General features: G+C 65.0%; 14 protein-coding genes. 4 read left to right on the top strand and 10 right to left on the bottom strand.

Annotation, left to right across the window (positions count from 1 at the left end):
* Positions 1-158: 158 nt before the first annotated feature.
* From nagE to DOM57_RS01205, 5 genes are all read right to left on the bottom strand, one after another.
* Entirely contained in the window at positions 159-1,853 is a 1,695-nt protein-coding gene (gene nagE, locus DOM57_RS01225; protein WP_110647418.1) for an N-acetylglucosamine-specific PTS transporter subunit IIBC, read from the bottom strand.
* A 10-nt stretch (positions 1,854-1,863) separates the two neighbouring features.
* The gene (gene ptsP, locus DOM57_RS01220) at positions 1,864-4,461 is read right to left on the bottom strand and encodes a phosphoenolpyruvate--protein phosphotransferase (RefSeq protein ID WP_110647417.1); all 2,598 of its coding nucleotides are present in this window, start codon (positions 4,459-4,461) and stop codon (positions 1,864-1,866) included.
* Between the two features lie 67 nt (positions 4,462-4,528).
* Positions 4,529-5,548 carry an SIS domain-containing protein gene (locus tag DOM57_RS01215; RefSeq protein WP_110647416.1) on the bottom strand — a complete coding sequence of 340 codons (1,020 nt, stop codon included), beginning with the start codon at positions 5,546-5,548 and terminating at the stop codon, positions 4,529-4,531.
* Positions 5,548-6,690 (bottom strand): N-acetylglucosamine-6-phosphate deacetylase, encoded by a 1,143-nt coding sequence (gene nagA, locus DOM57_RS01210; RefSeq protein ID WP_110647469.1) that lies wholly within the window; start codon positions 6,688-6,690, stop codon positions 5,548-5,550. Before nagA ends, DOM57_RS01215 begins: the two co-directional genes overlap by 1 nt.
* Positions 6,691-6,713: 23 nt before the next feature.
* Complete coding sequence (locus DOM57_RS01205) at positions 6,714-7,439, bottom strand: GntR family transcriptional regulator (protein WP_110647468.1); 726 nt, start codon at positions 7,437-7,439, stop codon at positions 6,714-6,716.
* A 204-nt stretch (positions 7,440-7,643) separates the two neighbouring features.
* On the opposite strand from DOM57_RS01205, the gene DOM57_RS01200 reads away from it, so the two are divergent.
* The 4 genes from DOM57_RS01200 (at position 7,644) to DOM57_RS01185 (ending at position 12,670) form a co-directional block, all read left to right on the top strand.
* Positions 7,644-9,584, top strand: a complete 1,941-nt coding sequence (locus tag DOM57_RS01200; protein ID WP_110647415.1) for an exoribonuclease II — start codon at positions 7,644-7,646, stop codon at positions 9,582-9,584.
* A 152-nt stretch (positions 9,585-9,736) separates the two neighbouring features.
* Positions 9,737-10,870, top strand: coding sequence for an N-acetylglucosaminyl phosphatidylglycerol synthase (locus DOM57_RS01195; protein ID WP_110647414.1), 1,134 nt, complete (start codon positions 9,737-9,739; stop codon positions 10,868-10,870).
* The gene (locus DOM57_RS01190; RefSeq protein ID WP_110647413.1) at positions 10,863-11,675 is read left to right on the top strand and encodes an N-acetylglucosaminyl phosphatidylglycerol deacetylase; all 813 of its coding nucleotides are present in this window, start codon (positions 10,863-10,865) and stop codon (positions 11,673-11,675) included. Before DOM57_RS01195 ends, DOM57_RS01190 begins: the two co-directional genes overlap by 8 nt.
* Positions 11,672-12,670, top strand: a complete 999-nt coding sequence (locus DOM57_RS01185; RefSeq protein WP_110647412.1) for a glucosaminyl phosphatidylglycerol flippase — start codon at positions 11,672-11,674, stop codon at positions 12,668-12,670. The genes DOM57_RS01190 and DOM57_RS01185 overlap by 4 nt, the downstream gene beginning before the upstream one ends.
* A gap of 149 nt (positions 12,671-12,819) precedes the next feature.
* On the opposite strand, the gene sucD is transcribed toward DOM57_RS01185, so the two are convergent.
* The 5 genes from sucD to DOM57_RS01160 all read right to left on the bottom strand — a co-directional run bounded on the left by sucD (position 12,820) and on the right by DOM57_RS01160 (position 20,937).
* Positions 12,820-13,692 carry a succinate--CoA ligase subunit alpha gene (gene sucD, locus DOM57_RS01180; RefSeq protein ID WP_110647411.1) on the bottom strand — a complete coding sequence of 291 codons (873 nt, stop codon included), beginning with the start codon at positions 13,690-13,692 and terminating at the stop codon, positions 12,820-12,822.
* Positions 13,692-14,858 (bottom strand): ADP-forming succinate--CoA ligase subunit beta, encoded by a 1,167-nt coding sequence (gene sucC / locus DOM57_RS01175; RefSeq protein ID WP_110647410.1) that lies wholly within the window; start codon positions 14,856-14,858, stop codon positions 13,692-13,694. Before sucC ends, sucD begins: the two co-directional genes overlap by 1 nt.
* A gap of 120 nt (positions 14,859-14,978) precedes the next feature.
* Positions 14,979-16,430 carry a dihydrolipoyl dehydrogenase gene (lpdA, locus tag DOM57_RS01170; RefSeq protein WP_110647409.1) on the bottom strand — a complete coding sequence of 484 codons (1,452 nt, stop codon included), beginning with the start codon at positions 16,428-16,430 and terminating at the stop codon, positions 14,979-14,981.
* Positions 16,431-16,475: 45 nt separating this feature from the next.
* A complete protein-coding gene (gene odhB / locus DOM57_RS01165; protein WP_110647408.1) occupies positions 16,476-18,062 on the bottom strand; it encodes a 2-oxoglutarate dehydrogenase complex dihydrolipoyllysine-residue succinyltransferase in 1,587 nt (528 codons plus the stop codon).
* Between the two features lie 40 nt (positions 18,063-18,102).
* Complete coding sequence (locus tag DOM57_RS01160) at positions 18,103-20,937, bottom strand: 2-oxoglutarate dehydrogenase E1 component (RefSeq protein WP_110647407.1); 2,835 nt, start codon at positions 20,935-20,937, stop codon at positions 18,103-18,105.
* Positions 20,938-21,025: the final 88 nt, after the last annotated feature.

Raw genomic sequence — 21,025 nt, 5'->3', positions numbered from 1 at the left:
AGCCGTAAGCCGTAAGCCGTAAGCCGTAAGCCAGGACGCAACCACCGTCTCCCAGTGAAACAAACGGTTTTGACCTGGCTTTTCCGTTTTTGGCCTTTCTTACAGCTTAAAGCTTATGGCTTAAAGCTGGTTTCCTTATGGCTCAAAGCTGTTTCTGCTTACAGCTCCGGGCGAAGCCCGGCAGCAACCGCATCCGCCTGGCGCCCGACCACCAGATGAATCACGCCACTCTCGAGCCGTTGAATACCGGCGGTGCCCAACGAGTTCAGCGCAGTCTCATCGAGTCGATCTCGTTCGGCCAACTCCAGGCGTAGGCGAGTCGCCGCCACGGCAGCGATGCTGCGGATGTTGTCCGCTCCCCCCAGCGCCGCGAGCCATGCGCGGCGGGAGTCCTCGTCCAATCTGGCGTCGCTGAGCGCGGCGTCGCTCGCGGCCGCCGCCGGGGTCTCGAGCGTCTTGCCGTGGTCGCGTACCGCGATACGGATATCGTCGGCGACGGCGTCGGCGATCGGTCCCAGAATCACCTGCAGTCCGCCGCCGCGCAAGTGCAGGATGCCGCGCGCGCCGAGCGCCTTGAGCCTCGGCTCGTCGATGGCGCTGTCGTCATTCGTCACCAGACGCAGGCGCGTGGTGCAGGCGCCCACGCTGACCAGGTTGGCCGCGCCGCCCAGCGCCTTGACGAAGGCCGGGCCGCGCTCGCCTGCCCCGGCGCCGACGGGGGCGGAGGCGGAGGCGCTGGCCAGCTGCGGCTCGCGCCCCGGCGTCGGCAGGTCGAAGCGCACGATCGCCCAGCGGAACACGACGTAATAGAGCACGAAGTAGATCAGGCCGACCGGGATCATCATCCAGCCGTTGGTCGAAAGGCCGTAGGAGAGCGCGTAATCGAATGCCCCCGCCGAGAAGGTGAAGCCGAGCTTGACGTCGAGCATGTTCATTACCGCCATCGAGATGCCGGTGAGCACCGCATGCATGGCATACAGCAATGGCGCCAGGAACATGAAGGAGAATTCGATCGGCTCGGTGACACCGGTCAGGAAGGCGGTCAGCGCCAGCGACAGCAACAATCCGCCGACCTGCGCCCGACGCGACCTGGGTGCGGCGTGATACATCGCCAGCGCCGCCGCCGGCAGCCCGAACATCATCACCGGAAAGAAACCGGCCATGAAGCTGCCCGCCGTCGGATCGCCGGCGAAAAAGCGGTTGAGATCGCCGGTGGCGCCGTCGTAGCTGCCGAACACGAACCATACGAAGCTGTTGAGCACATGGTGCAGCCCGGTGACGATCAGGATGCGGTTGAGTACGCCGTAGACGAACAGTCCCAGGTCACCGGCATCGATCAGCCATTGCCCGAGCTGGTCGATGCCCTGCTGGACCGGCGGCCAGATCACGCCGAACAGCCCGCCCAGGATCACCGCCGAGAGCCCGGTGACGATGGGAATGAAACGGCGCCCGCCGAAGAAAGCCAGATAGTCCGGCAGCTTGATTGCCTTGTAGCGGTTGTAGAGCACCCCGGCCATGCTACCAATGATGATGCCGGAGAGCACGCCCATGTTGATGTCGGGATTGAGCGTTTCCAGTACCGCATTGAGCACCAGGTAGCCGACGACGCCGGCGAGACCGGCGGCACCGTTGTCGTCGTCGGCGAAACCGATCGCCACGCCGATGGCGAAGATCAGCGCCAGATTGGAAAAGATCGCGTTACCGGCGTTGGCGATGAAGCCGATATCGAGCAGGTCGGGTTGTCCCAGACGCAGCAGCAGCCCCGCCACCGGCAGCACCGCGATCGGTAGCATCAGCGAGCGGCCGAGCTTCTGCAGGCCGGCCATGAGTCGGGAACCGAAGGTCGTGGTCATGACGGATTCCTCAGGATTTTGTTGTGATGTCATCGGCGACTTGGGCGGAGTCGCCTGCTGTCGCAGCGCCGGCATTCAGCAGGCGCGAAAGCGCTCTACGCACCTCGCTGGCGTCATCGAGCGCCAGCAGCTCGGGCAAGCGTGCCTGCAACCCGCCAGCGTCGAGCTCGCGTAGCGCCGCCTTGACCGCCGCCACCCGCCCCGGCTCGACGGAGAGTTCGTCGACGCCCATGGCGACCAGCAACGCGCCGGCCAGCGGGTCGCCGGCCGCGGCACCGCAGACAGCGACCGGACAGCGTCCGGCGGCGCCCTCCAGGCAGGCCGCGACCAGCCGCAGCACCCCGGGATGAAGCACGTCGCTGCGCGCCGCCAGCGATGCGATCTCGCGATCCATCGCCAGCGCGTACTGGGTCAGGTCGTTGGTGCCGATGGAGAGAAAGTCCGCCTCGCGAGCCAGGCTGGCGGCACACAGCGCGGCGGAGGGCACCTCGATCATCGCCCCGAGCGGCGGCACGGGCGAGATGCCCAGCGCCGCCGCGCGGGCGTTCAGCCGTTCGCGAACCCAGCGCAGCTCGCCGACCTCGCTGATCATCGGCACCATCAGACGCAGCGCTGGCAGGCCGTCCTCGCTCACCGGCGCCTGGCGGCCGGCTTCCAGCAAGGCGTCGAGCTGGGTCTCGAACAATTCGGGCCGGGACTGCCACAAGCGCACGCCGCGCTCGCCCAGCGCCGGGTTGGGCGTCGCCGGCAGCGCCAGATAGGGCAGCTGCTTGTCGGCGCCGATGTCCAGCAGGCGCACGATCACCGGCTTGCCATCCAGCGCCTCCACCACAGCCTGGTATTCCGTCTGTTGCTCGATCAGATCCGGCGCGGTGTGGCGCTCGAGAAATAGGAACTCGCTGCGCATCAGGCCAATGCCATCGGCCCCGGCCGCGGCGGCTTCGCCAGCTTCCCATGCCGAACCGACGTTGGCGGCCACCTGCACATGACGGCCATCTTGCGTTATTGCCGGCTCGGCCGCCGCCGCCCGCTCCGCCGCCGCCTGGCGATCCAGGCTTTCGCGTTGGCGTTCGACTGCCGCGAGCCTCGTGTCATCGGGAGCGAGTTCGAGTACGCCGCGCGTCGCGTCGAGACAGGCGCGTTCGCCCTCGGCCTCGAGCAGCGCCTCCCCCATCGCCACCAGGCACGGCACGCCCCGGGCCCGCGCGAGAATCGCCACGTGCGAGGTGGTGCCGCCGGCGGCCAGGCACAGGCCCTGGATGCGATCGGCCACGGCGACGAACTGCGACGGTGCGATCTCCCGCGCGACCAGGATCGCACCCTCGATGGCATCGGAAACCTCCGGCTGGTCGGCAGCGAAGTGCTGCATCACCTGGCGCTGAAGGTCGCGCAGATCGTCGGCCCGTGCCGCCAGCAGCGCGTTGCCGCTGGCACGCAGGCGTTCGGCTTCCGCCTCGAGCGCCTCGAACCAGGCCTGGCCGGCACCGCGTCCGGCATCGATCCGCGCTTCGGCGGCCGCGCGCAGATCCGGATCCTGCAGCCAGGCTTGATGCGCCTCGAATATTTCCGCCTCGGCCCCTTGCCCCTGGCGCCGCGCCGTCTCGTGAGCCCGGCTCAGCGAAGCCGAAACCGCTTCCAGCGCAGCGTCGAGCGCCCGGCACTCGGCCTGCGGGTCCGTTGCCGTTTCCGCCACGACGGGCAGCGGCGGATCGTAGTGCCGCAGCGGCCCGACGGCGATGCCCGGGCTGGCCATAAGCCCCGTCAACCTGCCCGGCGTACTCTCGCCGGCTGGCGCACGCGACGTGTTGCCCTCGCCCGGCCCCGCCTCGGCATGACCAAGCAGTTCCACGGCCGCGTCCACGGCGGCCCGAGCCCGAGCGCCCTGGGCCGCCACGCTCACCCGATCGCCCTGGAGCAGACCAAGGTTGAGCAAGGCGCTCAGGCTCGTCGCCTTGGCCTCGCGGCCGTCGGGGGCGGTCAGCGCCAGCTCGACTTGGTGATCGCGGGCGATGGCGCGCAGCCGGGCCGCGGGACGCGCGTGCAGCCCGCTCGACGATCCGACCACGACCTCGCCACTGGCCCGATGACCCGCCTCGTGACCCGCCGGGTCATCGGCGACCGCCGCGGCCTGGGCGCTCTCGGGCGCTTGCCACCGCAGCAGGTCTTCTCCCCGCTCGACCGTCATGCCGGGTTCGACCAGGGTTTCCAGCGTCCGGCCCTCGGCATTGGTCAATATCAGCGGCGTGATCAGCGCCGTCGCCCGCTGCGCCAGGCGGTCGGCCTCGAAGCGACACAACGGATCGCCGGCGGAGACTCTCTCTCCCTCTGCCACCAGCAGTTCGAACCCTTCGCCGTTCAGATCGACGGTGTCGAGCCCGATATGCAGCAGCCATTCGGCACCGTTGGCGTCGCGTAGCGTGATCGCATGGGCAGCCCGCGCGCATTGGATGACCTCGCCATTGCAGGGTGCATGAAGCGTCTCGCTCAGCGGATCGATGGCGATGCCGGGACCCATCGTGCCTTCGGCAAAGACCAGGTCGGGCACCTCCGCCAGCGGGACCACGACACCCCGCAGCGGGGCCTGGAGAATGGATGAGGTAGATGACATGGATGACTCCTGCTTTTTGTTGTTCCGACTCGACCTGGCCGACGCGCAGCAGATTGTGAACGGGCTCTTACAGCGTCCTGGTGACTTTCTTCAGGTGCCTGGGCCGATCCGGATCGCCGCCCCGCGCCACCGCCAGCTCGGCCGCCATGACGTAGAAACTCTGAATCACCGACAGCGGCTGCAGATCGTCATGACCGGCATCGATCAGCGGCAACTGGCGCGAGGCGACGCCGTCGTCGGCCGCCAGCAGCACCTTGGCGCCTACGCTCTCGAGCCACTCGGCGAGTTCGAGCAGCCCGGCCTGATCCGGCCCCGGCGGCGCGAACACCAGCACCGGATAGCCGGGTCCGATCAACGCCATCGGCCCGTGGCGCACCTCGGCGGCACTGAACGGCTCGGCCTGAATGGCACAGCTCTCCTTGAACTTGAGCGCGGCTTCCTGGGCGATGGCGAGTCCGACGCCACGCCCGATCACCATCAGCCTGTCGGCGCCGGCCAACGCCCCCAGCGCCGGCTCCCAGGACACGCTGGCCGCTTGCGCCAGCCGTTCCGGGAGCCGTTCGAGGGCGGCGAGGAGCGATGCATCCTCGATCCATGCGCCCAGCAGGTGGGCGCAGGCGGCCAGCGTGGCGAGATAGCTCTTGGTCGCGGCCACGCTCTTCTCGACACCGGCATGCAGCGGCAATTCACGTTCGGAGACCTCGGCCAGCGGCGAGCCGGCGGTATTGACCAACGCCAGCGTGCGCGCACCGCCGGCGGCCAATGCCCGTTGGGTGGCGACCAGGTCCGGGCTGGCCCCGGACTGCGAGATCGCCACCGCCAGTTGCCCGCCAACCCGCCAGGGCGCCCGCGCCAGCGTGGTGAGCGACGGCGGCAGCGAGGCGATCGGCAGTCCCAGGCGCTTCATGCCGAGGTAGGCGAAGTAGGCCGCGGCATGGTCGGAACTGCCCCGGGCCACGGTCATCGCGCCGCGTGGATCGGCTTCGCGCAGCTCGCGACCGAGCTCGGCCACTGACTTGGCATTGGCTTGCCATTGCGCCTGCAACCGCTCCGGGGCGCTGCGGGCCTCTTCCAGCATCAACGACATCAGGGAGTCTCCTGCGGCGCAGCGGCCGCCGATGGTGCGGACGCCGCCGTATGGACGCACTCGCCATCCACGTAAACGGCGTCGAGATTGAGTTGGGGATCCATCACCAGCACATCGGCGCGGCAGCCGACATCGAGCCGGCCGATATCGCGCTCGCCCAGGAACTCGGCCGGATAACGCGACAGCCGCTTCGAGGCGTCCTCCAGGTCGAGCCCGATCTTGACCAGGTTGCGCAGCGCCTGATCCATGGTCAGGGTGCTGCCGGCCAGGGTGCCGTCGGCCAGGCGCACGCCACCCAGGCATTTGGTCACGTGCTGCTCGCCCAGCCGGTATTCGCCATCGGGCATGCCGGCCGCGGCGGTGGAATCGGTGACGCCGTAGAGATAGGGGATGCAGCGCAAGGCGGTACGGATCGCACCGGGATGAACGTGAAGCAGGTCGGGAATGATCTCCGCGTACTCGGCATGCGCCAGGGCGGCGCCGACCATGCCCGGCTTGCGGTGGTGCAACCCGGTCATGGCGTTGAATAGATGGGTGAAGCCCTGGGCGCCGTGCTCGAGCCCGGCGACGCCCTCTTCGTAGCTGCCCAGCGAGTGGCCCATCTGCACGCGCACGCCGCGGCTGCGCAGATGGCGGATCAGCTCGAAATGCCCGGCCAGTTCCGGCGCCAGCGTCAACAGCCGGATCGGTGCCAGCGCCAGCAGTTCGTCGACTTCCTCGATCACTCCGGGATGCGCATAAGGCGGCTGGGCGCCCAGCTTGCCGGGATTGATATAGGGCCCCTCGAGATGCACACCGAGCAGCCGCGAGGCATGCGGTAGCGGTGTGCGGATCAGGCGGTCGATGTCGATCAGCACACGACGAATCTCGGACTGCGGCGCCGTCATGGTGGTCACCAGCAAGCTGGTGGTGCCGAAGCGCGCGTGGGTGCGCGCCAGCGTCGCGGCGGCATCACCGCCTTCCATGGCATCGGCACCACCGCCGCCATGGACATGCAGGTCGACGAAGCCCGGCAACAGCCGTGGCCGGTCATTGGTTTGCGGATCGACCGGCTCGCCCTCGATGGCGCTGATACGCCCTTCGCGCCAGACGATATTGCCGAGCCGCCAACCCTGGGGAGTCAGAACGTTGCCGTATAGCATGCATCCTTCCTGCTCGAGCGAGGTCATTGCGTCAGTTCGACCATGAAGTCGTAGTAATCCGTGCGACAGTAGGTCACCGTCAGTTCCGCCGGACGGCCATCGGCGAGATAGCCCAATCGCGTCATCATCAATAGCGCCTGGGATTCGGGCACTTCCGCCAGCGCGGCCAGCTCGGCGTCGGCGTTGATCGCGGAAACATGCTGCAGCGCCCGCACGATCGGCGCTCCGAGGTTTTCCAGATGACGGTAGAGCGAGTGAGTCACGCTTTCCGGATCCGCCAGCACCTGGCGTGGCAGACAACTCTCCTCCACCGCCACCACCACGTCGTCGGCCAGGCGCAGCCGCTTGAGGCGCGCCACCTCGCTGTCGGCACCCAATCCCAGGCGCAGGCTCTCCTCCGCCGTCGGCGTGCCCAAGCGCCGGCTCAGCCAGCGTGAGCTCGGACGGTGCCCGCGCTGGGTCAACAGTTCGGTGAAGCTGGTCAAGCGCGTCAACGACTGGTTGAGACGTGGTGCGATGAAGGTGCCGGAACCACGCGTTCGCTGGATCAGGCCCAGCGCCACCAGCCGATCCAGCGCCTTGCGCGCGGTGATGCGCGAGACGTTGAGCGTTTCCGCCAGCACACGCTCCGAAGGCAGCGCCTCGCCGGCTTCCCAATCGCCAGCCTCGATCGCTTCGACCAGTTGATGAGCGAGCTGACGGTAGAGCGGTGTCGGCTGGTTGGCGTCGAGGCGCAGTCGCGAAAGCATCGGTGCGGTGTCCTTGTAAAGGCAATACCACTTCAAGACCACCAACATAACCATTTCAATACCAATTCGCCAACCACCAGACTCATGCCTTTGGTCGAATGGTGCCTCGGCGGCATCTTGACGCGGATATGTCCGCCCAATGGTTGGCGTGAAAACCGCGGAATCCGTATAGTGGCGCTCTCGTCCACCTACCGATCCGATCCGATGCTGCAGAACAACGCTCTTCTGGCCCAGCTCAAGCAACAGATTCGCGCCAATACCCCCCGCGTCCAGGGCACCATCAAGGCCACCGACAAGGGCTTCGGCTTTCTCGAAGCCGAAGACGGTAGCTCCTATTTCATTCCACCTCCCGCGATGAAGCAGGTACTGCATGGCGATCGCATCGAGGCGACGATCAAGGAGGACGGCGACAAGAAGCAGGCCGAGCCGGAGGCGCTGATCGAAGCGTCGCTGGATCGCTTCGTCGCCCGGGTGCAGAAGCGCGACGGCCGCCTGGCGGTGGTTCCCGATCATCCGTCGATCAATCAACCGCTCAAGGCGCGCATCAAGCGTTCGCTGGACGAGCAGACGATCGCCGATGGCGACTGGGTCGTGGCCCGGCTCATTCGTCACCCGCTGCGTCCCGACGACCGCGGTTTCTTCACTCAGATCGATGAGCTGGTAGTCAAGCAAGACGATCCGACGGTGCCGTGGCGCGTGACGCTGGCCCGCCATGCGCTCGAGCAGGAGTGCCCGCCGGCCGCCGAAGCCTGGCCGTTGCGCGACGAGGGGCTGGAGCGCGAAGACCTCACCGCCGAGCCGTTCTTCACCATCGACGGTGACAAGACCCGCGACATGGATGATGCCCTGCGCATCGAGCCCAGCGATGAGGGATGGGAGCTGACGGTGGCGATCGCCGATCCCACCGCCTATGTGGACGAATCGCATCCTGCCGACCAGGAAGCGCGCACGCGTGCCTTCACGGTCTACCTGCCGGGTCAGAACATCACCATGTTGCCGGAAGCGCTGGCCGACGACCTGTGCTCGCTGAAGCCGGATGTCGAACGCCCGGTGCTGGCGTGTCGCCTGCACGTGGGGCGCGACGGCTCGCTGGGCGAATATCGCTTCTTTGCCGCGACCATTCGTTCCCAGGCCCGGCTGGTCTACGACAGCGTCTCCGACTGGCTGGAAGGCAAGCCCGAAGCCGTGGCTCCGCTCGAGGCGGTCGCGCCCCAGCTCGAGGCACTGGCGGGGATGGCCAAGGCCCGGGCGGCCTGGCGCGAAGCCAACACGCTGGTATTCAAGGATCGCCCGGATTACGTCTTCGATCTCGATGACGCCGGCAACGTGCTCGGCATCCGCGTCGAGGAGCGGCGGATCGCCCAGCGCATGATCGAGGAGGCGATGATCGTCGCCAACGCCTGCTGCGCCGATCTGCTGGCCAGGGAGGTCGGCCACGGCATCTTCAACGTGCACCACGCCTTCGAGCCGGAGAAGATCGATCAGGCGCTGGAGTTCCTGGCCGCGCAGGAGATCGCCGTCGAGCGCGAGCAGCTGGCCGAGCTGCCGCGCTACCGCGAGCTACGCCGGGCACTGGATAGCCGCGAGGACGCCTGGCTGGATGCCCGCCTGCGCCGCTTCCAGGGGTATACCAACATGTCGGCCCGCCCCGGCCCGCATTTCGGCCTGGGCCTGCCCGCCTACGCCACCTGGACCTCGCCGATCCGCAAGTATGGCGACATGGTCAACCACCGCCTGATCAAGCGCGTGCTCAAGTCCGAGTCGGCGCCCGAGGAAGCCAGCCAGCGCCTGACGGAACAGCTCACCGAACGGCGTCGACTGAACCGAATGGCCGAACGCGACGTCAAAGACTGGCTCTACGTGCGCTACCTGGGCGCCGCCATCAACAAGGGCGAGGTTTTCGACGCCGACATCGTCGATATCCGGCGTGGCGGCATGCGCGTGAGGCTGGTCGCCAACGGTGCCACCGCCTTCGTACCGGCGCCGCTGATGCACAGTGATCGCGACCAGGTCGTGATCGACGACAAGGAAGGCCGCATCGCGATCGCCGGTGAACCGCGCTATCAGCTCGGCGGCACGCTGCGCGTCAAGCTCGTCGAGGCGCGCGAAGCGACACGCTCGCTGGTCGCCAGCCCGGTGGAGTGACAATCAATGGCCCGCCCACTCATGAAGACAAGGCAGGCTACCACCATGGTGTGAACGCCCTGTGACAGCGACACGATATACTGCTGTAGAGTCATCGCCATTCTCAGGAATGCGCCGTATCGACAGGGAATGTTTTGAAGAGGAGCGGCTCGTTGCATATTGCCGATGTCACGATGTTCTATGCCCCCGCCAGTGGCGGGGTTCGTACCTACCTCGACGCCAAGCACCGGCGCCTGGCCAAACTGCCCGGCATCACCTGCAGTCTGCTGATTCCCGGTTCTCAGCTGTTCACGCACGACGGTATTCACGAGGTCCCGTCACCACCGTTGCCGTTCAGCCAGGGCTATCGCTTCCCGCTGCGCCGCCGCGGCTGGGAGCGAGAGCTGATCCGCATCGCCCCGGACATCATCGAGGCCGGCGACCCCTACGTCACCGGTTGGGCAGCGCTTGATGCCGGACGCAAGCTGGATGTGCCCGTGGTGGGTTTCTATCACTCGGATCTACCCCGGCTGATCAGTAACCGGCTGGGCCAGGGCACCGACAAGCTGGTGGAGCGCTACGTCTACCGGCTTTACCGCCATTTCGATCAGGTCTTGGCCCCCAGCCGGGTCATGGCCGAACGCCTGATGCAGCTCGGCATCGAGCAGGTCGCGATTCAGCCGTTGGGCGTCGACCTCGAGAGTTTCCATCCGCGCTACCGCAATCCGGTTCTGCGCGAGCGGCTGAGGATCGACGATCAGACCCGGCTGTTGATCTTCGTCGGTCGCGGCTCGCGAGAGAAGAACCTGCACCACCTGCTCGAGACCGCGCGCCTGCTTGGCAAAGGCTACCATCTGCTGCTGGTGGGGCCGAACATGCCGCGCCAGGTGCCCGACAACGTCAGCGTCATCGATCGTTACACGCCGACCGAGGAAGTCGCCGGGTGGCTGGCCACCAGCGATGCCCTGGTGCATGCCGGGACCCAGGAGACCTTCGGCCTGGTCGCGCTGGAAGCGATGGCCAGCGGCATCCCGGTGGTGGCAGCGCGGGCAGGCGCCCTGGCCGAGAACGTCCCGCTGGGCTGTGGCCTGTTGAGCGAGCCCCACTCGCCGGCCGACATGGCGCGTGCGGTAAGGGAACTGTTCTCCAATCATGATGCCTCGAATGCCGGACGGCGCGCACGCCGCTACGTCGAGCGCAACCATAATTGGGATGTCGTCATCGATGGCCTACTCTCCCATTATCGCCGTCTGACCAGCGCCACTGCCGGCACCGGGGAGGCGCAGCAGGGTTCACAGCATGGCTGAACGTCGTTTCTCGCTGGTACTGCACGATATCGCGCCGGAGACCTGGCCCGATTATCGCGGCTTCGTCGAGGCCATCGACCAGCTCGGCGAACGCTACGGGCCGATTCCAATCACCTGGCTGGTGGTCCCCAATTTCCACGGCCGCGGCGAGTGCCGTGACAGCCGCACGTTGCGCAGCGTGCTCGACGCTCGTCTGGCCGGCGGCGATGAACTGGCTCTGCATGGCTATTTCCACCGCGACGATGCACCGGCCCCGCGCACTTTGCGCGACTTTTACATGCGCCGGATCTACACCTGGGAGGGCGAGTTCTACACCCTCGACTACCAGCAGGCGGGGGCAATGCTGGATGCCGGCATGACCCAGTTCGAGAGCTGTGGCTGGCCGCATGGCGGTTTCGTCGCGCCCGCCTGGCTGATGAGCCAAGGCACGCGCCGGGCGCTCCGCGAGCGGCCGTTCACCTATACCAGCGACCCGCAACATCTGTACCGTCTGCCGACCTTCTCGTCGCTGGACGCACCAAGCATCGTATGGAGCGCGCGTAGTGCGTGGCGGCGCGGGATGTCGCGTGTCGTCAGCGCTGTCCAGTATCGACGTTTCCAGCATGCGTCGATGCTGCGGCTGGCACTGCATCCTGTCGACATGCGTCACCGCCCGTCCTATGCCTACTGGCTAAAGCTCGTTGAGCATCTGCTGCAACAGGGTCGGCTGCCCGTGACCAAGCAGGCGTGGCTGGCTAATTGGGCCCCTGACCTCGCCGCCGACGATCTCGCCAACCGGGCGAACAAGGACCGCCCCGCGGCATGAAACGCATTCTCTGGTTTTTGGCGCTGGGACTGGTGGCGGCGCTGGCGATACCCATCCTGATCGGCGGCCGCGGTATCGTCACCGAATTGCGCGGGTTTCCCGCCTCGCAACTACTGATCATGCTGGGCATGGTTTTCGTGTGCTGGAATCTCAATGCACTACGCCTCAGATTGCTGCTGGCGGGCCGCGCGGGAAGGTTGTCTCAGGTCAGGGCCTTCTCGATCGTGATGGCGACCGAGTTCGCCATCTGTGCCACACCGGGCGGTACCGGTGGGCCATTGACGCTGCTGGGGCTGCTGGCCCGTCGCGGCATTCGCCCGGCTCAGGCCTCGGCGATCTTCGCCGTCGATCAGCTCACCGATTTGCTGTTCTTTCTGTCGGGGCTGGTCGGCGTCGCGATCTACGTACTGATCAAAGCCATCAATCTCGAGCTCGGCTGGCTGGTCGGCCTGCCGACGCTGCTGCTGATCACGGCACTCATTCTGTTGTGGCTGACGCTCAATAACTATTCGCGCGTCATGCAGGTCACCGGTCGCTGGTTGGCCAAGCTCAACGTCAAGCGACGCTCGCGATTCGGTCTGGCCCGTCGCCTGCTGCATTTTCGCAACTCGCTGATGGAGACCCTGCGCCTGCCCCGCTGGCTGCTGTTCAGCGTGTTCCTGCTCTGCTGCGCCCACTGGCTGGTGCGTTACAGCATTCTCTATCTGGTGGTACAAGGCCTAGGCCAGCATATCGATTGGGCCTGGACCTTCCTGGTGCAGATGGTATCGATGGCCGCCGGTCAACTGAGCTTCCTGCCCGGCGGTGCCGGTGGCGCCGAACTGACGTCGTCGGCCCTGCTGACGCCGCTGATCGGCGCGCAGAGCGCGGCGGCAGCCGTGCTGATCTGGCGTTTCGTCACCTACTATTTCTACTTGCTGGCAGGATTTCCGATCTTCCTCGCCACCGCCGGCAAGGCCTTCCTGCGCATGATGAACAAGCGCAAGCGGGCATAGAGCGGCCACCCAGTCCACCATACAAGCAGACAGCAGCTATCTCGGCTGCTCGCGCTTACCAAAGGCTATCAGCGCCCCAAACACAAGCGGCCCGCCAGGCTAACCTGGCGGGCCACTCGAGGAGACGCGATGTCTCGGGCGCCGGCGACTTACCAGCCGGTCGCCGCCTTCAGTGCATCGCCGATCTCGGCCAGCGAGCGCACGGTCTTGACGCCGGCGTCTTCCAGCGCCTTGAACTTCTCGTCGGCGGTACCCTTGCCACCGGCGATGATCGCACCGGCATGGCCCATGCGCTTGCCCGGAGGTGCGGTAACGCCAGCGATGTAGGAGACCACCGGCTTGGAAACGTTGGCCTTGATGTAGGCCGCGGCCTCCTCTTCGGCGGTACCGCCGATCTCACCGATCATGACGATCGCCTCGGTCTGCGGATCCTTCTCGAACATCTCGAGGATATCGATGAAATTGGAACCCGGAATCGGGTCGCCACCGATACCCACGCAAGTGGACTGGCCGAAGCCGTGGTCGGTGGTCTGCTTGACCGCTTCGTAGGTCAGGGTACCGGAACGCGAGACGATACCGACCCTGCCCGGCTTGTGGATGTGGCCCGGCATGATGCCGATCTTGCACTCGCCCGGGGTGATGACACCGGGGCAGTTCGGGCCGATCAGGCGCACGCCCAGTTCGTCGCACTTGACCTTGACGTCGAGCATGTCGAGTGTCGGGATACCCTCGGTGATGCAGACGATCAGCTTGATGCCGGCATTGGCGGCTTCGAGGATCGAGTCCTTGCAGAACGGTGCCGGGACGTAGATCACGGACGCTTCGGCGCCGGTCTGTTCGACCGCTTCCTTGACGGTGTTGAACACCGGCAGACCCAGATGCTCCTGGCCACCCTTGCCCGGCGTGACGCCGCCGACCATGTTGGTGCCGTAGGCGATCGCCTGCTCGGAGTGGAACGTGCCCTGGCCACCGGTGAAGCCCTGGCAGATGACCTTGGTGCTCTTGTCGATCAGGATACTCATTACTTGCCCTCCGCCGCTTTGACGACCTGCTGAGCCGCGTCAGTCAGGCTGGTAGCAGCGATGATGTTCAGACCGCTGGAGGCCAGCTTCTCGGCACCCAGCTCGGCGTTGTTGCCTTCCAGACGCACCACCACCGGCACGTTGACGCCGACCTGCTCGACCGCGCCGATGATACCCTCGGCGATCATGTCGCAGCGCACGATGCCGCCGAAGATGTTGACCAGAACGGCCTTGACGTTGGTGTCGGAGAGGATGATCTTGAACGCTTCGGCCACACGCTCCTTGGTCGCACCGCCGCCGACGTCGAGGAAGTTGGCCGGCTTGCCGCCGTTCAGGTTGACGATATCCATGGTGCCCATGGCCAGACCGGCACCATTGACCATGCAGCCGATGTTGCCGTCGAGCGCAACGTAGTTGAGCTCCCACTCCTGAGCATGCGCCTCGCGCTCGTCTTCCTGCGACGGATCGCGCATCGCCTGCAGGTCCGGATGACGGTAGAGCGCATTGGAGTCGAGGTTGATCTTGGCGTCGAGGCAGTGCAGGTTGCCTTCGTCGGTGATCACCAGCGGGTTGATCTCCAGAAGCGCCAGATCCTTGTCGTGGAACAGCTTGGAGAGGCCCAGGAAGATCTTGGTGAACTGCTTGATCTGGTCCTTGTTCAGGCCCAGCTTGAATGCCAGCTCACGTGCCTGGTACGGCTGAGCGCCGACCAGCGGATCGATCTCGGCCTTGAGAATCTTCTCGGGGGTTTCCTCGGCGACCTTCTCGATCTCGACGCCACCTTCGGTGGACGCCATGAACACCACGCGACGGGTGCCGCGATCGACCACGGCGCCGAGATAGAGCTCGCTGGCGATGTCGGTGCAGTTTTCGACCAGGATCTTGGCGACCGGCTGCCCTTTCTCGTCGGTCTGGTAGGTCACCAGGTTCTTGCCCAGCCACTGCTCGGCGAATGCCTTGGCGGCTTCGGGGCTTTCGACCAGCTTGACACCACCGGCCTTGCCGCGGCCGCCCGCGTGAACCTGTGCCTTGACGACCCACTTGTCGCCACCGATTTTCTTGCAGGCCTGTGCGGCTTCATCGGGAGTGTCGACGGCAAAACCCTTGGACACCGGAAGACCGTAATCGGCAAACAGCTGTTTGCCCTGATACTCGTGAAGGTTCATCGATTCATGCCATTAGGTTGCATGTGACTCGAATGGCAACGGACGAATGCGCCCGTCCGCTGCCCCCGTGCCGCCCCGTCACGGAGCGGCACCTAGTGCAAAGAGCGCGAGGCAAACGACTTACTTGCGCTTCTTGCGGTTGGCCATGTGGATGGCGTGACCGTCGACCGCCAGTGCCGCTTCGTGGACGGCTTCCGACAGCGTCGGGTGGGCGAAGCAGGTCAGCGCCAGGTCCTCGGCGCTGGAGCCGAACTCCATCGCGATCACGCCCTGGGCGATCAGCTCGCCGGCGTGCTGGCCGAGGATGTGTACGCCGAGCACGCGGTCGGTTTCGGCGTCGGCGATCACCTTGACCATGCCTTCCGGCGCGTTGTTGGCGAGCGCCCGGCCGCTGGCCGAGAACGGGAAGGTGCCGGTCTTGACCTCGATTCCCTGCTCCTTGGCCTGCTGCTCGTTGATGCCGACCCAGGCCACTTCCGGCGCGGTGTAGATGACGCTGGGGATGGCGTCGTAATTCATCTCCGGCTTCTGGCCAGCGATGAGGTCGGCGACCATGACACCCTCTTCGGACGCCTTGTGCGCCAGCATCGGGCCACGCACGACGTCACCGATGGCATAGACGCCGGAGACGTTGGTGCGGCACTGATCGTCGACGGACACGAAGCCGCGCTCGTCGAGCTTGATCCCGGCGGAATCGTCGAGCAGCCCTTCGGTGTAGGGCTTGCGGCCGACACACACGATGAGCTTGTCGAAGGTCTGCTCCTGGTCACCTTCGCTGTCGGTGTACTTGACCACGACTTCGCGCTTGTCGCCCTTGCCCTTGACTTCGGAGCCGGTGACGCGGGCGCCCAGCTTGATGTCGAGGCCCTGCTTCTTGAGCAGCTTGAGCGCTTCCTTGGAGATCGCCTGATCGACCATCGGCAGGAAGCTGTCGAGCGCTTCCAGTACGGTGACCTCGCTGCCCAGGCGTTTCCATACGCTGCCCAGCTCGAGGCCGATGACCCCAGCGCCGATCACCCCCAGACGCTTCGGCGCTTCGGTGAATTCCAACGCGCCGGCGGAATCGACGATGATGTCGTCGGTCATCGGTGCCGGCGGAATGTTCACTGGGACCGAACCGGAAGCGATGATGACGTTGTCGGCCTCATAGGTCTCGGACTTGCCGTCGTGGCCGGTCACTTCGACCTTCTTGCCGTCGAGCAGCTTGCCGCTACCTTCCAGCGCGGTGACGCCGTTGGACTTGAACAGCATGCTGATCCCGCCGGTGTTCTTGGCGATGACGCTGTTCTTGAACTCCATCATCTTTTTCACGTCGGTTGCGACGTCGCCGACATTGATACCGATCTCGGCGTAGTGATCGCGGGTCTCGATGAACTTGTGCGAGGTCTCGAGCAGCGCCTTGGACGGGATACAACCCACGTTCAGGCAGGTACCGCCGTGAACGGTCTTGCCTTCCTTGTTGACCCACTTCTCGACGCAGGCCGTCTTGAGGCCCAGCTGAGCGGCCCGAATCGCGGCGACATAACCCCCGGGGCCCGCGCCAATGACGATCACATCGAATTTATCGGCCATGAAAGATTTCCTGTTCGCTTCGTTTTGACTTCGGATGCGCGGCGCTTAGATGTCGAGCAACAGACGCGCCGGGTCTTCCAGCAGTGACTTGATCGCCACCAGGAACTGCACCGCGTCCTTGCCGTCGATCATGCGATGGTCGTAGGAGAGCGCCAGATACATCATCGGGCGAATCTCGACCTTGCCGTTCACCGCCATCGGGCGCTCCTGAATCTTGTGCATGCCCAGGATCGCGGTCTGCGGCGGATTGAGAATCGGCGTCGACATCAGCGAGCCGAAGATGCCGCCGTTGGTGATGGTGAAGGTGCCACCCTGCATGTCATCGATGCCGAGCTTGCCTTCGCGGCCGCGCTGACCGAAGTCACCGATCGCCTTCTCGACGTCGGCCAGTTTCATGCTGTCGGTATCGCGCAGCACCGGCACGACCAGACCGCGCGGCGTGGAAACGGCGACGCCGATATCCTGGTAGCCGTGGTAGACGATGTCGGTACCATCGATCGAGGCATTGACATCGGGGAAGCGCTTGAGCGCTTCGGTCGCCGCCTTGACGAAGAAGCCCATGAAACCGAGCTTGACGTCGTGGGTCTTCTGGAAGGTGTCCTTGTACTGGCTGCGCAGCGACATCACCGCGCTCATGTCCACCTCGTTGTAGGTGGTGAGCATGGCGGCGGTCTGCTGGGCCTGGACCAGACGCTTGGCAATGGTCTGACGCAGACGACTCATCGGCACGCGCTGTTCGGGACGCTCGCCCTCGATCACCGGAGCGGCAGCGGCCTTCGGTGCCGCAGCGGCCGGCTTGGCCGATTTCTTGGCGGAACCGTCCTTCAGCGCTTTCTGGACGTCTTCCTTCAGTACACGGCCACCCTTGCCGGTACCTTCGAGCTTGCTGACGTCGAGATCGTTTTCCGCGGCGAGCTTGCGTGCAGCCGGCGCCAGAATCTTGCCGTCGATCTTGGCATCTTCTTCACCATCGGCGGCTGACGCCTCGTCCTGGTCACCGGCGGATTCGGCGGAAGCACCGCTCTCTTTTTCACTACCGGCACCTTCGCCACCTGCGCCTTCGGAGAAGGTCGCCAGCAGGGCTTCGGACTCGACGACTTCGCCTTCCTGAACCTTGATCTCGGCAAGTGCGCCATCGGCCGGCGCCACGACCTCGAGCACGACCTTGTCGGTCTCGATCTCGGCCAGCACCTCGTCACGCTTGACCGCTTCGCCGACCTTCTTGTTCCAGCTGGCGACGGTACCTTCCTGCACGGACTCCGGGAAGCTCGGCGCCTTGACTTCAAAGCTCTTGCCGGAAGCGACAGGCTTGGCAGCCGCCTTCTCTTCACCGCCCGGCTTGTCTTCACTCTTGGTCTGGCTGGCAGGCTTTTTCTCGCTCTTGCCCTTTTCAGAGGCGGCGCCGAGAACGCCCAGCACCTGCTCGGATTCGCAGGTATCGCCCTCTTCGACCTTGATCTCGGAGAGCGTGCCCGCCTCCGGCGCCACCACTTCCAGCACGACCTTGTCGGTCTCGATCTCGACGATCAATTCATCGCGCTCGACACTGTCACCCACTTTCTTGTGCCAGGTGGCGACGGTTCCCTCGGCAACGGATTCCGGGAAAGTCGGCGCTTTGATATCAGTAGCCATGTCGTATCCTTAGTCTCTTCTCTTTACGTGGTGACACGCCTCAGGCGTTGAAGGCGTCGTCGACCAGCTGGCTCTGTTGTGCCACGTGGACAGACATATAGCCTGCGGCTGGCGCGGCGGATGCCGGGCGACCAGCGAACTTGAGGCTGTGGTCCAACCCCTCGCGCACCATGCTCGCCACCAGGCGCAGATGATGCTGGCTCTGATACCAGGCACCCTGATTGAGCGGTTCTTCCTGACACCAGATGACCTGTTCCAGATTCGGATAGGCCTTGAGCGCATCGAAAAGCTCTTCCTTGGGGAAGGGATAGAGCTGTTCGACGCGAATGATCGCCGTATCGTCGCGCTCGTGTTCGGACCGGTAGCTTGCGAGATCGTAGTAGACCTTGCCCGAGCACAGCACGGCGCGCTTGACCTGCTGTGGATCGCGTTCGCCAATGTCGGGAATCACCATCTGGAAGCGGCCATCGGCCAGTTCTTCCATGGTCGAGGTCGCATCCTTGTGACGCAGCAGACTCTTCGGCGACATCACGATCAACGGCTTGCGCAAGGGGCGGATGACCTGGCGACGCAGCAGGTGGAAGATCTGCGCCGGCGTGGTCGGCACGCAAACCTGCATGTTGTGCTCGGCACACAGCTGCAGGAAACGTTCGAGACGCGCGGAAGAGTGCTCCGGGCCCTGACCTTCGTAGCCGTGCGGCAGCAACAGCGTCAGACCGCACAGGCGAGCCCACTTCGACTCTCCGGACGAAATGAACTGATCGACCACCACCTGGGCGCCGTTGAAGAAGTCGCCGAACTGCGCCTCCCAGATGATCAGGGCGTTGGGCGTGGTGGTGGCGTAGCCGTACTCGAACGCCAGCACCGCCTCTTCCGAAAGGAAGGAGTCGTGAATGGTGAACGCCGGCTGACCTTCCTTGATGTGTTGCAACGGCACATAGGTCGAACCGTCGGCCTGATTGTGAACCACGGCATGACGATGCGAGAAAGTACCGCGGCCGGAGTCCTGGCCGGTCAGGCGTACCGGATGCCCGGCGTCCACCAGCGTGGCGTAGGCCAGCGTTTCGGCAAACCCCCAGTTGAGCGGCTGGTTGCCGGCGAGCATTTTGCGACGCTCCTCGTAGACACGCGCGACCTGACGCTGCACGTCGATCCCGTTGGGGATCTCGCTCATCTTCTGAGCCAGCTGCGTCAGGTGCTCGAGATCGCAGCTGGTATCGGTGTCGCCACTCCACTCATGGCCCAGGTACGGTGTCCAGTCGACGAACAGCGCGGTATTGGGCTCCTTGACCAGGGCGTTGGCGACATGGTTGCCGGCCATCAGATCGTCACGGTACTGCTCGCTCATCTGCTTGGCCTGATCCTCGGTCAGCACGCCCTCCTTGATCAGTTGCTCGACGTAGAGCGTACGCGTCGACTTGTGCGACTTGATCTTGGCGTACATCAGCGGCTGGGTACCGGAGGGCTCATCGGCCTCGTTGTGGCCGCGGCGACGATAGCAGACCAGATCGATGACCACGTCGCGCTGGAATTCCTTACGGTAGTCGACGGCCACGCGAGTCGCGTGCAGCACCGCCTCGGGATCGTCACCGTTGACGTGGAAGATCGGCGCCTGAACCATCTTGGCGATGTCGGTGCAGTACTCGGTGGAGCGGGCGTCGTCGGCGCGGGAGGTGGTGAAACCGACCTGGTTGTTGATCACCACGTGCAGCGTGCCGCCGGTCTTGTAACCGCGGGTCTGCGACATCTGGAAGGTTTCCATCACCACGCCCTGGCCGGCAAAAGCGGCATCGCCGTGGACGACCACGGGCAGTACCTGCTTGCCCTCGCTGTCGTCGCGACGGTCCTGGCGGGCCCGCACCGAACCTTCGACCACGGGAGAGACGATCTCGAGATGCGATGGGTTGAAGGCCAAGGCCAGATGGACTTCGCCGCCCGGGGTCATGACGTTGGAACTGAAACCCTGGTGGTACTTGACGTCGCCGGAACCGCGCTCGATCTGCTTCTTGCCATCGAATTCGTCGATCAGCTCCGACGGGCTCTTGCCGAGAATGTTGACCAGCAGGTTGAGGCGGCCGCGGTGAGCCATGCCGATCACCACTTCCTTGACGCCATAGCTACCGCTGCGCTGGATCACTTCGTCCATCATCGGAATGAAGGACTCACCGCCCTCCAGTCCGAAACGCTTGGTACCGGGATACTTGGACGCCAGGTAGTTTTCGAGCCCTTCGGCCGCCGTCAGGCGCTCGAGCAGGTGCTCGCGTTCGCTCTGACTGTACTTCGGCTTCGAGCGCACCGATTCGAAACGCTGCTGCAACCAGCGCTTCTCCTCGGTGTTGACGATGTGCATGAACTCGCAGCCGATCGAGCGACAGTAGGTCTGCTCGAGGGCTTCGACGATCTCCTTCAACGGTGCCTCGTCCTTGCCCAGGAAGAACGAACCGGTCTGGAACGCGGTGTTCATGTCAGCCTGGGTCAGGTCATGGAAGGAAAGATCCAGATCGGGCACCGTCTCGGACTGGCGTAGCCCGAGGGGGTCGATATCGGCCCGCTGATGGCCACGGAAACGGTAGGCGTTGATCAGCTGAAGAACCTTGACCTGCTTGCGGTTCTCGCTGCTGCCGGCAGTGCCTGCCGTGGCGGCGGTGCGGCGCTCGCGCGCCAGCTGGTAAAACTGTTCCCGAATGGGACTGAGGGGGACGTCGTGGGAGGGAGTGCCTTCCAGGCGCGGCAACTGATCAAAGGTTTGGCGCCATTCATCGGGGACAGTTGCGGGATCGTTCAGATACTGCTCGTAGAGCGCTTCCACATAATGGGCGTTACCGCCGCTCATATGGGAAGTGCGCCACATCAACTCCATTATGCCTTCTTGCATCTCTCGTTCACCCTACACTGATGGGGTGTTGTCGGCGCCGGTCGCGGTTGCGCGTCTCGGCGTCACTCCGGAACCGTCGCGAGACGGT

Source organism: Salinicola peritrichatus (assembly GCF_003206715.1).
Classification (GTDB): domain Bacteria; phylum Pseudomonadota; class Gammaproteobacteria; order Pseudomonadales; family Halomonadaceae; genus Salinicola; species Salinicola peritrichatus.
The sequence above is the reverse complement of the archived record's forward strand: the minus strand, read 5'-3'. Positions and strand labels throughout refer to the sequence as shown.